The following is a 13,768-nucleotide window of genomic DNA, read 5'->3' as shown; positions in this document are numbered from 1 at the left end:
GGTTTAACCCGCCCGACATGGCTTGAACAGGTCCAGCTTGTTGTCGTAAACACGGGTCTGCACATCCATGATCCCCAGCATGGAGTGAAAGAGGTTGTCATGGGAGAAGCGCTGGCTGCTCGCCTCCGCCGCCAGGCAACCCATATCAAGCTGGCGATCGGCCTGTAACTGAGGCGAGAACCAGGTCAGCAGCGGCACCCGGGTCTGATCATCCGGCGCAAACTTGTAGGGCGTGCCGTGCAGATAGAGCCCCATGGCCCCGAGGGATTCACCGTGATCGGAGAGATAGACCAGTCCCACATCGTACTGGCTCTCCAGCGACTTGAGCTTGTCTATCAGCAGCCCCACCACCTTGTCGGTGTAGCGGATGGTGTTGTCATAGGTGTTGACCAGCTCTTCGTTGCTGCAGTTTTCAATGTCGCTACGCGGGCAGTCCGGCATAAAGACGCGCTCGCTGGCAGGGTAACGACGAAAATAGGTCGGGCCATGGCTACCCATCAGGTGAAAAGCCACCAGCTTGTTGCCCTTCATGCCGGCAATCTGCTGATCCAGCCCCTCCAGCAGCACCTCGTCATAGCAGGACTCCCCCTGACAGAGCGCAGGATAGGATTTGGGGAAGATCTCGATGGTCGGTACATTGCGGCACACCCCTTTGCAGCCGCCATCGTTCTCTTTCCACAGCACAGATACACCGGCATGTTGCAGCACATCGAGCAGGCCGTCACGGGAGCTGGCAAGCTGTTCATCGTAACCGCGGCGAGTGAGGTTGGAGAACATGCAGGGCACCGAGACCGCAGTGGCCGTACCGCAGGAACGCACATCTCTGAACGACACCACCCCCTGCTCTTTTGCCGTAAAGCTGTTGGTCGCCTTGCCATACCCGTTAAGGGAGTAGTTCTGGCTGCGCGCCGTCTCACCCACCACCAGGAACATCAAAGTCGGCTTGCTTCCCCGTGCCACCACCCTGGCATCTGTCCCCAAATACTGGTAAGGGATCGGCGTGGCAAACAGCACATCCCGCCCATACTTGTAGAGGCCGTGCACATAGTTGGCTGGCACAATCTCTTTGGCCAGCGACTTGTTGTTGCGCCCGACCGAGGCGTAATCCTGATAGTAAAGTGACGCGACGCCCCCGATAAACAGCAGAGAGATAGCCAGTGCACCCGTCCGCAACGCCAACCCCTGATACCAGCGAGCCGGATAGCGGATCCGCAGTGACCAGAGCACCAGAACAGGCAGCAGCCCGGTCAGCAGAAACCAGAGCGCAACCGAACCATTCAAATAGGCCCCCGCCTCACCGCTGTTAGTCTCTACTATGTTCTGGATCATGCCGGCATCAAAGATGACGCCGTATTTGAGCATGGCGTAACTGACGATGGAGCCACTCAGGATCAGCACGGTAAAAAACGGCTTGAGCACAAACCGGAACGTGAAGGGAATAAACACTGTATTTAGCGCCGCAATCAGCACCAGCGGGATCGAAATGACAAATCCGGCTTTGACGTGACTCAGCTCACTGAGCGCCGTGTAAAAGTGCAACAGGATTGGCCAGTTGAGAACCAGCGCGAAAAAGAGAACAAGCAGCAGATTGGTCTGCAGCACACCGAGGGTTACACGCATAAACAACTCCTACATACCGGCCTGCAGTGCAGGGGGCCGGTCAAGCCAACAAAAACGACGGGGCCAGCGTAGGAAGTAAAACTTAAGAGCAAATTAAGAACCCTCTGATGCTAGTGCGCTTTATCACAGCGCGGGGGGATCCCACTCCCCTTAATGGTTTTTTAGTTGTCTATCCATCGGATTTTGCTAGCTTGTTGAGTAGGCATTCCAGAAATGCAGGTTAACCGATGGCACTGATCCAAGCCTCGATAGAGCAATTGAGAGTAGGCCACTATATCCATCTCCCCACGGGATGGACCAACCACCCGTTTATGTTCAATGCCTTCAAAATCAAAGATCAGCAGCAGCTGGATATCATCCGCCACCTTGATCTGAGCCTGATGATGGTGGATCCGGACAAGAGCGATCTGCCTATCGAGCCACTGTTGCGTGGCGATATCCCCGATGCCGGGCCCGATCTCGAAGAGCTGGAGTCCCTGATTGATGCCGGCCCGCCCCCTTTTGACGAAAAAGCCTTTCGCCGCTCCATGCGCGCCGCCGACAAGGCCTTTGGCCAGTCCATGAGCGAGCTGCGCGATGCGCTCGGGGCACTCAACCTCAAACCGGATGAAGGGCTGGCCAACACCGCCCAGATCGTCCGCAATGCCGCCTTCACCCTTAGTCAGCACGAGGGCCCCCTCGGGCTCCACCTGATCCGTAGTCCCCACACCGATGTCCTGCTGCAGCACAGTCTCAACGTGGCTTTCATTGCCATGCTGATGGCCCGCGAATTGGGGATGAATCCCATCGAGCTGGAAGAGACCGGCCTTGCGGGACTTATCCACGACATAGGTGAACTGAAAATTCCCAGCCAGATCACCCAAAAGCGTGGTGAGCTAAACAAGGCCGAGCAGAACTTCCTCAAGATGCATCCCCAGTACGGATTTGACATGCTGAACCAACTCAATGCCTTTGAGCCCAAAATTCGTCAGGTAGCCCATCTGCACCACGAACGGCTCGACGGCAGCGGTTATCCGCTGGGGATCAAGGGGGGGGAGATCCCGCCGCTGGCGCGGCTGATCGGACTGGTCGACTTCTACGACGAGCTGCTTCATCCCCGCAACAGTGGCACGCCGGCGGCACCGAGTCAGGCCATCAGCCAGCTCTACAAGTTATCCCAGAAGAAGTTCGACCAGAATCTGGTCAAGTTACTGGTGAAGGTGCTGGGAGTATACCCGCCTGGCTCCCTGGTGAAACTCTCAGACGAGAGTATTGCGCTGGTGCTCTCTACCGAGCCCACCATGCCTCTCAAGCCGAAGATCCTGCCCTTTATCAAAGCCCAGCGCCCGGAAGCCGTCGCCATGATCGATCTGCGGGAAGATGAACGCACCATCACTGCTTTTATCAAACAGGAAGAGCTGGATGAGGGACAACGGCAGTTCTTTAACCTGACCCGCCGCTTCTGCTACTACTTTGCATTCTGAGTTATCCCCAGAAGCTGGGGATAACTCATTGGACAAACCGGAATAATTGCTCAAACCCCCATCAGAAGGTTGCCAACTGACCATGTATAAAAAACGCCCAGCCAAGGGGCCGGGCGGAGCATGCCACCTCCGTGTGGCGTATCCAGTGGATACATTCATGCTCCATCCATCAATATCAACCCGCTGCCGCTTACACAAATATCAATTTAACATGCTGATTTGATATGGTTTTATCCACTTGTTCTGGCAAACTGGCGGCCCGTTGCGCCCAGTTGGGCCAACAGAACAAGATCCTGATCACACTTATTCACGGGCTGACTATTTTTTCAGCTGGCTTATGAGGAGCGTTTTTTATGCAGTTGGTCCTCTCCTTGCTGCAACAGATGAGCGTCAGCCTGGTGATCGCCTATCTCTTCTCGAAAAGCCCGCTGCTGCGCCCGCTTGCCAACTATTCCGTGAGACTACCTCACAAGATACTGATATACATCATCTTTTCCAGCTTTTGTATCCTCGGCACCTATGTGGGCCTCGATATCGACGATGCCATCGCCAACACCCGGGCGGTCGGCGCCGTCTTGGGGGGATTATTGGGGGGACCGCTGGTGGGCTTTCTGGTGGGGCTGACCGGCGGCCTGCACCGCTATACGCTGGGGGGATTTACCGATCTCGCCTGCGCCATCTCCACCACCTGCGAGGGGTTGCTCGGGGGCATAGTGCACTGGCGACTGATGCGCTCGGGGCGAACAGATGCTCTGTTTGAACCACGCATCGCCTTCTTTACCACTCTCTATGCCGAGATCATGCAGATGGTCATCATCCTGCTGGTGGCGACCCCGTTCGACAAATCCCTGCTGCTGGTGCGCACCATCGCCACCCCGATGATTCTGGCCAACTCCTGCGGCGCGGCGCTCTTTATCAGCATGATCCGCGACCAGCAGCGGATGTATGAGAAGTTCTCCCGGGTCTTCTCCGCCAAGGCGCTCAATATCGCCAACCGCACAGTGGGGATCATGAGTCAGGGCTTTACCCCGGAGGCGAGCAACAAGATTGCCCGCATCATTCAGGAGGAGACCGGCGTGGGGGCGGTCGCCATCACGGACACCGAGCAGATCCTCGCCTTTATCGGCACCGGAGAAGATCACCACCTACCGGGCACCCCCATTGCGTCAGCCATCACCATGCAGGCCATCGCCCAGAACAAGGTGCTGTTTGCCGATGGCAACAGTCAACCCTATCGCTGCAGCCTCTCCTCCGCATGCCAACTGGGTTCGGTGCTGGTGATCCCGCTGCAGGGGGACAAGGGAGTGATCGGCACCATCAAGCTCTACGAGCCGAAGAAGCGGCTGTTTCTCAAGATCAACCACACCCTAGGGGAAGGGATTGCCAACCTGCTGTCACAGCAGTTGCTGGCCGGTCGGCTGGAGCAACATCAGCGGCTGCTGGTACAGTCCGAGTTGAAACTTATCCAGGCCCAGATCAACCCCCACTTTCTGTTCAACACCCTCAACACCATCAGTGCCATCACCCGGCGCGATCCGGACAAGGCGCGGGATCTGCTGCTGCATCTTTCACTGTTCTTTCGCAAGAACCTCAAGCGCCAGAGCGGCCTTGCGACCCTGCAGGAGGAGCAGGAGCACTGCCAATCCTATCTGGAGATCGAGCTGGCCCGCTTTGGCGATCGGCTGACGGTGATAAACGAGATCCCGCCCCATCTGGCTACACTGCGACTACCCAGCTTCACCCTGCAACCGTTGATCGAGAATGCCATCAAGCACGGCATCTCGACCCTACTGGAGCAGGGGCGCATTCGCCTCTGGACCGATGAGCATCCCACCAGCGTCACCATCCACGTGGAAGATAATGCAGGCACCTGGCAAGCGCACCCCGCTGGCGACGGTCTGGGCATGACCATTGTCGATCGGCGACTGAAAAGCGCCTTTGGCGAGCGCTATGGCGTGACTATTGCCTGCGAGCCTGAGCAGTGGACCCGGGTGTCGTTCACCATCCCCAAGGAGCTACCATGATCCGCACCCTGATTGTCGATGACGAACACTACGCCCGCGAAGAGCTGAGGCAGCAGCTGGCTTGCGATCCTGCCATCGAGATCGTGGGGGAAGCGGCCAACGCCATCGAGGCGCTGCCGCTTATTCAGCGCCTCAAACCCGACGTGGTATTCCTCGATATACAGATGCCCAAGCTGAGCGGTATGGAGCTGGTGGCCATGCTCGATCCCCTGCCCCGCATCGTCTTTGTCACCGCCTTTGACGAATATGCCATTCAGGCCTTTGAGGAGAACGCCTTCGACTACCTGCTAAAGCCGGTGGAACCCGCACGCCTCGCCAAAACGCTGGCACGCCTCAAGCAGGATATCTCCCCGCAGCCCATCGAGCGGCTGGCCCCCACCATCGCACATATTCCGGGCTATCTGCACAACCGGGTCAGACTGCTGCCCATCGCGCAGGTGGAGTATGCCTTCTCCGATCTGGGCGGGGTCCATGTGGCCTGTCAGGGCGAGCTGTTCCACACCCAGCTCACCCTCAAATCACTGGAGGAAAAGAGCCCGCTGCTGCGCTGCCACCGCCAATATCTGGTCTCTCCCAACGCCATCTTCGAGATCCGGTTGCTGGATAACCAGTTGGCAGAGATTGTCACCCCGAGCGGCGCACGGGTGCCGGTCAGTCGTCGCTATCTCAAGGAGCTGAAAGATCAGCTGGGGCTGGACTGAGCCGCGGAGTGTGCGCCTGATCACAGCCGCCGACCGCTCGGCGCGCCAAAGCGCCGCTCGGGGAGTTTCACCTGCCAGTCAGGCGCAACCGTTTTAGACTCGCTCTGCACACTAAAAAATAACAATGCAGGAGCGTAGCAATGATCTGGTTCTTCCTCTGTGTCGGCTTACTTGTGGCCGGCTACTTCATATACGGCAAATTCATCGAACGGATATTCAGCCCGAAACCCGAGCTGAAAACCCCCGCCATCACCATGGCTGACGGGGTGGACTATGTCCCGATGTCGGACAAGAAAGTCTATCTGGTTCAACTGCTCAACATCGCTGGCGTCGGCCCCATCTTCGGCCCCATCCTGGGTGCCCTCTACGGCCCGGTCGCCATGCTCTGGATCGTCTTCGGTTGCATCTTCGCCGGTGCGGTACATGACTACTTCTCCGGCATGCTGTCGGTACGCGCCAAGGGGGCCTCGGTGCCAACCGTGGTCGGTGAACATCTGGGCACCGCCGCCAAGCACTTCATGAACCTGTTTGCCGTGGTGCTGCTGATGCTGGTGGGCGTGGTATTCGTGCTGAGCCCGGCCGGCTTGCTCGCCAACCTCACCTCCACCGATCTGGTCTACTGGATTGTGGCGATTTTTGCTTACTACATCCTCGCGACCATAGTCCCCATCGACAAAATCATCGGTCGCTTCTACCCCATCTTTGGTGCCCTGCTGGTCTTCATGTCCGTCGGCCTCATCGTTGGCTTGATCGTCTCCGGCAAAGGCTTCTACAACACCGGGATGGACTTCTCCAACCTGCACCCGACCGAGCTGCCACTGTGGCCGCTGCTCTTCATCACCATCGCCTGTGGCGCGGTATCGGGCTTCCACGCTACCCAGTCACCGCTGATGGCGCGCTGCATGCAAAACGAGAAGTCCGGCCGTTTCATCTTCTACGGCGCAATGATAGGTGAAGGGATCATCGCCCTTATCTGGTGCACCCTGGGTCTCTCCTTCTACGACAGCACCGAAGCGCTCAACGCTACCATGGCCAACGGCGGTCCGGCAGCCGTGGTACACGAAGTCTCCACCAGCCTGCTCGGTACAGTCGGCGGCATTCTGGCCATCCTCGGCGTGGTGATCCTGCCCATCACCTCCGGTGACACCGCGTTTCGCAGTGCTCGCCTGATCGTGGCGGACTTCCTGAAAATGACCCAGAAGCCGCTGGCCAAGCGTCTGCTGATCGCCATCCCCATGTTTATCCTTGGCTTCATCATCTCCAAGGCTGAATTCGGGGTGATCTGGCGCTACTTCGGCTGGGCCAACCAGACCACCGCCGTCATCATGCTGTGGGCTGCGGCTGCCTACCTCATCAAAGAGGGCAAGCTGCACTGGATCTGCACTATTCCCGCCATGTTCATGACCGCCGTGGTGTTCACCTATCTGGCCAACGCCCCCATCGGGTTCGGGCTGGAGATGGGGACCTCCACCATCATCGGCCTGACTGCCACAGCGGCCATTACCGTGGCCTTCCTGATGAAGTTCCGCCAACCACTGGTTAGCAATCCCAGTGAAGGGTGATGTCTGACTTGAGGTGGTGAAAAAGGGGGCCAAAAGGCCCCTTTTTAATTGACAAAAGAACCAATAAAACAACTCGTTATTCCCTTAAGCTCCTATACAGCACAAGCCCTTAAGATTCCGTGCGACCTGACGATAAATATGTGATTTTAAATTGCTTTCCCGAATATATGAATCAATGATAAAGCTGTGCTTAAAGCCAGTGGAGGTTATACATGTTCCTTGATTATTTTGCCCTTGGCCTGCTCGTCTTTGTCGCGCTGGTCATCTTCTACGGAATCATCGTGATCCACGATATTCCTTACGAAATCGCCAAACATCGCAATCATCCCCATCAGGATGCCATCCATGTTGCCGGCTGGGTCAGCCTGTTTACGCTGCACGTGTTGTGGCCTTTCCTCTGGATCTGGGCCACCCTCTACCGCCCGGATCGGGGCTGGGGCTTTAACCAACGCCTGCAAAAAGATGAAGATGATATCGCGGCCCTCAGAGAAGAGCTGGCTGAACTGAAGGGCCGTCTCAACCATATCGAACAGCAAGAGCAACAGGGATAAATCATGGACCTGCTACTGATCCTGACCTATACGGCACTCTGTGTCGCCATATTCAAAATCTTCCGCATCCCGCTCAACAAGTGGACTGTTCCGACTGCCGCGCTGGGTGGTGTGGTGCTCATCGGCACCCTCATCATGCTGATGAACTACAACCACCCCTACTCCGAGATGGCGCGCAACTACTACCTCTCTACCCCTATCGTACCGCTGGTCAAGGGCCGGGTGGTCGAGGTGCCGGTGCAAGCCAACCAGCCGGTGAAGAAGGGCGATGTGCTGTTTCGCCTCGATGACGAGCCTTTCAGACTGAAAGTGGAGAGCCTGAGCGCTCGCCTCGATGCCAACAAGGATCAACTCAAGTCCATTGACGCCAGACTACGCTCAGCCAAACTGGACAGAGATCGCGCCAGTGACCTGATGCGCCGCGGCGTCGGCAAGCAGCGTGACCTCGACGTGACCCAGGCGAGCGTAGACGAGATCGCCGCCCAGATGGATCAGCAACGCGCCACGCTGGAAGATTTGCAGGCCCAGCTCGATGAAGCCAAATACCAGCTGGCCCAGACCGTGGTCTATGCCCCGAGCGATGGCCATGTGGTGCAGCTTGCCCTGCGTCCAGGCATGATCGCCACCCCGTTTATGTACCGTCCGGTGATGACCTTCATCCACAAAGATGAGACTGCCTATGTTGGCTGGTTCTGGCAGAACAGCATGCAGCGTCTGGCGGTGGGTGATGAGGCCGAAGTGGTGATCGACGGTATTCCCGGCAAGATCTTCAAGGGCAAGGTGACCGCCGTGATCCCGGCCATTGCCGCCGGTAACGTGCAGGCCAACGCTATGCTGCTTGACCAGAATAGCGCCATTCGTCCAGGTCGTATGCCGGTACTGATCTCCATTACCGACCCCGAATGGGCAAAGTATCAGGTAATCGCGGGTGCCAGCGGACAAGCCGCTGTCTATACCGAGTATTTCCACCATGTTTCTGTAATGCGCAAAGTGCTGCTGCGCATGGCAAGCTGGATGAATTACCTCTTCCCCTTCCACTAAGCACGCAATGTATTCAACGGGCCGGCATCATGTCGGCCCGCTGTTTTTTGGCGGCAAGATCCCTATAATGGCGCCATCCTGCCAAGCCCCGCGCCAAACCTGCATGTTCGTTCTCAGACCCTATCAGACCGACGCCGTCAACGCCGTTATCAGCCACTTTCGCAAACACCCGGATCCCGCCGTGGTGGTGCTGCCCACCGGGGCCGGCAAGAGTCTGGTGATCGCCGAACTGGCCCGCAAGGCGCGCGGACGGGTGCTGGTACTGGCCCACGTCAAGGAGCTGGTGGAGCAGAACCACGCCAAGTACGAGGCGTGGGGGCTCAAGGCCGACATTTTTGCCGCCGGTCTCGCCCGCAAGGAGGCAAGCGCCCAGGTGGTGTTCGGCTCGGTGCAGTCGGTCGCCCGCAATCTGGCGGCCTTCGACAGCGCCTTCTCTCTGCTCATCATCGACGAGTGCCACCGGGTCTCGCTCGATGACGACAGCCAGTACCATCAGGTGATCGACCACCTCAAGGCCGCCAATCCGGCCCTCAAGATCCTCGGCCTCACCGCTACCCCCTATCGGCTGGGGCTGGGCTGGATCTACCGGCGCCACTATCACGGCATGGTCAAGAGCCACGGCGAACGGCTGTTTGGCGACTGCGTGTTCGAGCTGCCGCTGCGCTTTATGGTCAAAAACGGCTACCTGACGCCGCCACGCATGGTGGATGCCCCCATCGTCCACTACGACTTCAGCAAGCTGGTGCCGCGGGAGAATGGCCTCTTCAGCGAGGCGGATCTCAACGGCGAGCTCAAGCGTCAGGAGCGGGTTACCCCCCATATCCTGAGCCAGGTGCTGGAGTATGCCTCCGACCGGCAGGGGGTGATGATCTTCGCCGCCACCGTCGAACACGCCCGGGAAATTCACGGCCTGCTTGGCGCCAGAGGCCAGCAGGCGGCCCTTATCACCGGTGAGACGCCGGGGCCGGAGCGCGATGCCCTCATCAACGCCTTCAAGGCACGCGAGCTCAAGTTTCTGGTCAACGTGGCGGTGCTCACCACAGGCTTCGATGCCCCTCATGTCGATCTTATCGTGATGCTCAGGCCCACCGAGTCGGTCTCCCTCTACCAGCAGATCATCGGGCGGGGCCTGCGTCTCTCGCCGGGCAAGAGCGATTGTCTGGTGCTCGACTATGCGGGCAACAACTTCAACCTGTTCGCCCCCGAAGTGGGGGAGCCTCGCCCCCACGCCAGTACCGAGCCGGTACAAGTACCCTGCCCCGCCTGCGGTTTTGCCAACACCTTCTGGGGCAAGACCGACGAGGATGGCAAGGTGATCGAGCACTACGGACGCCGCTGTCAGGGGCTGTTTGAAGATGACGAGGGCAACCGTGAAGAGTGCGACTACCGCTTTCGCGCCAAGATCTGCCCCGGCTGTGGCGCGGAGAACGACATCGCCGCCCGCCGCTGCCAGAGCTGCGATCAGCTGCTGGTGGACCCTGACGACAAGCTCAAAGAGGCGCTCAATCTCAAGGATTGTATGGTGATCCGCTGTGCGGGGCTAACCCTCACAGCCGGGCGCGGCAAACAGGGGGAGCGGCTGGAGGTGACCTACCACGATGAGGATGGATTGACCCTCAGTGAATACTTCGGATTTCACTCCCCGGGCGCACGGCGCTTGTTTCAACAGCACTTTGTGCGTCATCATTGGCCCGCCCCGGGGCTGGAGCCCGAATTTGCCACCCTGGCGAGCGTGCTGGCCGCGCAAAGCCAGTTCCGTCATCCGGATTTTGTCATCGCCCGCAAATCGGGTCGCTTCTGGCAGATAAAAGAGAAAATTTTTGATTATGAGGGTCGCTATCGTACCGCCAACTCGATGACATGATGGCGACCGGCATACATGGCATGAATTGCGTTATCCCGTCGATCCCGCATCGGCGGGTGAAACAAGGTTGAATTATCAGGGTCAGTGCTATCGGTCTGGCCCCTTCGTCACGTTAGAGGATGTTATGCAGCGGCTGTTGATTGGTTTTTGTGCTCTCTTTTCTTCTCTGGCGGCTCATGCCGCCCCGCTGACGCCCCCTCAGGGTGGCCAGTACGCCATCATGGTGCAGGGCAATAACGGCGTCGAGTTCGCCCGCCACGCGGATCAGATGATCGCCCCCGCCTCCACCATGAAGGTGCTCACCGCGCTGGCGGCCCGCCTCGAGCTGGGTGCCGACTTCCGCTTCGCCACTGACATTCAGGCCCAACCCGGTGCCAAACAGGGTGACACCATCAACGGCGATATCTGGATCAACTTCGTCGGCGACCCCACCCTCTCCCGCATGGATCTGCTGGCCCTGTTCAAACAGCTCGGCGTCAGCAGCATCAAGGGCAATGTCTACGTCAACACCGGCGCCTACAACGGCTACGAGCGCGGCAACGGCTGGTCGTGGGGGGATCAGACCCTCTGCTTCGCTGCGCCCGTCTCCTCGGTCATCATCGACAAGAACTGCGCCTACGGCACCATCACTGCCACCCAGATTGGCAAACCGGCGGTGGGCAATGTAGCTACCGGCGTGCCCATCGGCATCGGTGCCGACAACGTGGAAGTGATGAGCTATGGCGACATGGCGCGCCAGTTCTGCGCACTGGAAGTGGACATGGCCAAGGGCAACTTCTACGAGCTCAAGGGCTGCATCACCCCGAACAAGGAGCCGCAGGGACTGCGTTTCGCCATTCACGATGTGGAAGCCTGGGGTTGGGACAACATCCGCTGGGCGATGGACCGTGCCGGTATCAAGCATGATGGCCTGCTGCGGGTCACCCACAAAGCCCCTGAAGGGGCAGAGACCCTCGGCACCCACTACTCGGTCTCCCTGCCGGTGATGCTCGCCAAGATGCTGAAGAAATCGGACAACCTCTACGCCGATACCTTCCTCAAAACCGTGGGCCGTCACTACTACAACAAGCCGGGCAGCTATCGCAGCGGCACCATGGCGGTGCGCGCCATCCTGACCAAGAACGGCATCGATCTGGGCAACGCCACTTTGGCAGACGGCTCCGGTCTATCCGCTCACAATCTCATCAGCGCCCGTCAGATGATGTCGGTGCTGAACTTCATCCAGAAAAATGATGCCGAACTTGGCCTGATCAAGCTGCTGCCAAGCTCTCAGGTGGATGGCACCCTGGCGTGGCGCCGCAGCGTCACCGCCCCCATGATGAAGAACAAGGTCCACGCCAAGACCGGCACCATCACCGGCACCTCCAATCTGGTGGGCTTTATCGACACGGCAGGCGGCCAGCGCAAGGCGTTCGTGATGTTCCAGCGCGGCCTGTCCCAAGATCCGGCCACCCATGAGCGCTACCGTGCCAGCAAGGCGCCGTGGCCCTGGACTGTATTCGAGAAGGGGGTGCTGGAGAGCATCTATCAGCAGCAGCCGATCCAGATCGCCGATGAGAGCTGAGCCAATAGGCCCGCTCGAATCACGGTATCGATAATTTCGGCTTCAAGTCGCCACGAGGCAGGGCTATGCTGTTGCCTGCCTCATATCAACGGCCATACATAAACGGCTTAAAAAACGGAGAGAAAATATGTTTGCAGTGATTTTTGGTCGCCCGGGTTGCCCCTACTGTGTCCGTGCCGTACAGATCGCCGAGCAGCTGACCGAACAGCGCGATGACTTCAAATTCCGCTACGTGGATATCCATGCCGAAGGCATCACCAAAGAAGATCTGGCCAAGAGCGCCGGCAAGCCGGTCAATACCGTGCCGCAGATCTTCCTGGACGAGCAGCACATCGGTGGCTGCACCGATTTCGAAGCCTACGCCAAAGCGAATCTGGGTCTCTACCAGTAATGCCAGCGGGTCATCCCGAGCGGGTTGACCGCCAGATCGTATAAAAAAATCCGGCGCTATCAGGCGCCGGATTTTTTTATGGGCAACACGCGCACATCATCCCCGATCAGGGGGTCACCGACTGGGCGGCAAAGCGCGCAATGATGGGGTTGTGATCCGAGCTGTCGGTGGCCGGTGAACTCACCTCGACCAGATCCAGATTGCGGTAGTAGAGATGATCCAGTGGGCGACCGAAGGCGGTACGGCGCAGGTCAGGCACCGGCACGGCCTCTTGCAGACCCAGCTCGTCCACCAATTTATTCAGCCAGAACTGGCGCTTGTCGCTCCAGGTATTGAAATCACCGGCCAGGATCACCGGCCCCTGATGGCGGCGCACCAAGGCAGTCAAATCGTTGAGCTGCTCGCGGAAGGTAGCCATCCCCAGCTCGAAATTGACCGCATGGATATTGATGACCATAACGCCGTCAGGATCGCCCTGCAGCGGATAGAGGCTCACCAGCCCGGATTTGGGGATGCGCAGCAAAGGCTCGGGGGAGCGCACGCCACAGACGAACGCCTGCGGGGTCTTGGCCACCGTCATTACCCCGAACGACACGCCGCCCTGGGTGAAGGCTTGCAGCTGTTGCCACTGGAAATCACCGGCGCGCAGCCAGTCGAGCATATCGGGACGGGTGGCCGACTCTTGCAGCAGCACCAGATCCTGCCCCTTGGCATAACTGTCCATCCCTTCGCGCCAGTTTTTGCGCTGGCCCTTGTAGAGATTCCACACCGTCACCCCGAATTCACGGGGCAGCGCCGTGGTCGCCAACGCTACCAGCGGCGGACGCTGGCAGTCGAGTCCCGGCACAATCCCTTGAGCTGTGACCAGATGGTTCTGATCCGGCACCTCAAAACAGCCTACCAACCCCAGGGTCAGCAGGGAGGTGCCAAGAATGCGATAACTATTTTTCATTGGCTAACAACCGCCCGCCTTTGCTTTTTGTTGCG

At 58.7% G+C, this 13,768-nt stretch carries 11 protein-coding genes; 9 read left to right on the top strand and 2 right to left on the bottom strand.

Annotated elements, in window-relative coordinates:
* Nucleotides 1-3: 3 nt before the first annotated feature.
* Nucleotides 4-1,620 carry a phosphoethanolamine transferase gene (locus G5533_RS06705; RefSeq protein WP_441254628.1) on the bottom strand — a complete coding sequence of 539 codons (1,617 nt, stop codon included), beginning with the start codon at nt 1,618-1,620 and terminating at the stop codon, nt 4-6.
* 227 nt (nt 1,621-1,847) lie between these two features.
* Here G5533_RS06705 and G5533_RS06700 point away from each other — a divergent pair, with 227 nt between their 5' ends.
* The 9 genes from G5533_RS06700 to G5533_RS06660 all read left to right on the top strand — a co-directional run bounded on the left by G5533_RS06700 (nt 1,848) and on the right by G5533_RS06660 (nt 12,781).
* On the top strand, nt 1,848-3,083 hold the full coding sequence (locus G5533_RS06700) for an HD-GYP domain-containing protein (protein WP_441254627.1): 1,236 nt from the start codon (nt 1,848-1,850) through the stop codon (nt 3,081-3,083).
* A gap of 353 nt (nt 3,084-3,436) precedes the next feature.
* Nucleotides 3,437-5,107: a LytS/YhcK type 5TM receptor domain-containing protein gene (locus tag G5533_RS06695; RefSeq protein ID WP_421260503.1), complete on the top strand. Its 1,671-nt coding sequence runs from the start codon at nt 3,437-3,439 to the stop codon at nt 5,105-5,107.
* A complete protein-coding gene (btsR, locus tag G5533_RS06690) occupies nt 5,104-5,808 on the top strand; it encodes a two-component system response regulator BtsR (protein ID WP_005344408.1) in 705 nt (234 codons plus the stop codon). Before G5533_RS06695 ends, btsR begins: the two co-directional genes overlap by 4 nt.
* Before the next feature lie 140 nt (nt 5,809-5,948).
* Nucleotides 5,949-7,370: a carbon starvation CstA family protein gene (locus tag G5533_RS06685; RefSeq protein WP_421260502.1), complete on the top strand. Its 1,422-nt coding sequence runs from the start codon at nt 5,949-5,951 to the stop codon at nt 7,368-7,370.
* Nucleotides 7,371-7,582: 212 nt separating this feature from the next.
* Entirely contained in the window at nt 7,583-7,921 is a 339-nt protein-coding gene (locus G5533_RS06680; protein WP_042032410.1) for a DUF3302 domain-containing protein, read from the top strand.
* Between the two features lie 3 nt (nt 7,922-7,924).
* On the top strand, nt 7,925-8,962 hold the full coding sequence (locus G5533_RS06675; RefSeq protein WP_005344402.1) for an HlyD family secretion protein: 1,038 nt from the start codon (nt 7,925-7,927) through the stop codon (nt 8,960-8,962).
* 103 nt (nt 8,963-9,065) lie between these two features.
* Nucleotides 9,066-10,826, top strand: a complete 1,761-nt coding sequence (locus G5533_RS06670; RefSeq protein ID WP_441254626.1) for a DEAD/DEAH box helicase — start codon at nt 9,066-9,068, stop codon at nt 10,824-10,826.
* A 124-nt stretch (nt 10,827-10,950) separates the two neighbouring features.
* The gene (gene dacB / locus G5533_RS06665) at nt 10,951-12,390 is read left to right on the top strand and encodes a D-alanyl-D-alanine carboxypeptidase/D-alanyl-D-alanine endopeptidase (protein ID WP_441254625.1); all 1,440 of its coding nucleotides are present in this window, start codon (nt 10,951-10,953) and stop codon (nt 12,388-12,390) included.
* 94 nt (nt 12,391-12,484) lie between these two features.
* The gene (locus G5533_RS06660) at nt 12,485-12,781 is read left to right on the top strand and encodes a GrxA family glutaredoxin (protein WP_223849348.1); all 297 of its coding nucleotides are present in this window, start codon (nt 12,485-12,487) and stop codon (nt 12,779-12,781) included.
* Nucleotides 12,782-12,887: 106 nt separating this feature from the next.
* On the opposite strand, the gene G5533_RS06655 is transcribed toward G5533_RS06660, so the two are convergent.
* Nucleotides 12,888-13,733: an endonuclease/exonuclease/phosphatase family protein gene (locus G5533_RS06655; protein WP_005337873.1), complete on the bottom strand. Its 846-nt coding sequence runs from the start codon at nt 13,731-13,733 to the stop codon at nt 12,888-12,890.
* Between the last annotated feature and the right edge of the window lie 35 nt (nt 13,734-13,768).

It is taken from the genome of Aeromonas sp. A600620, assembly GCF_029479985.1.
Taxonomy (GTDB): domain Bacteria; phylum Pseudomonadota; class Gammaproteobacteria; order Enterobacterales; family Aeromonadaceae; genus Aeromonas; species Aeromonas veronii_A.
The sequence above is the reverse complement of the archived record's forward strand: the minus strand, read 5'-3'. Positions and strand labels throughout refer to the sequence as shown.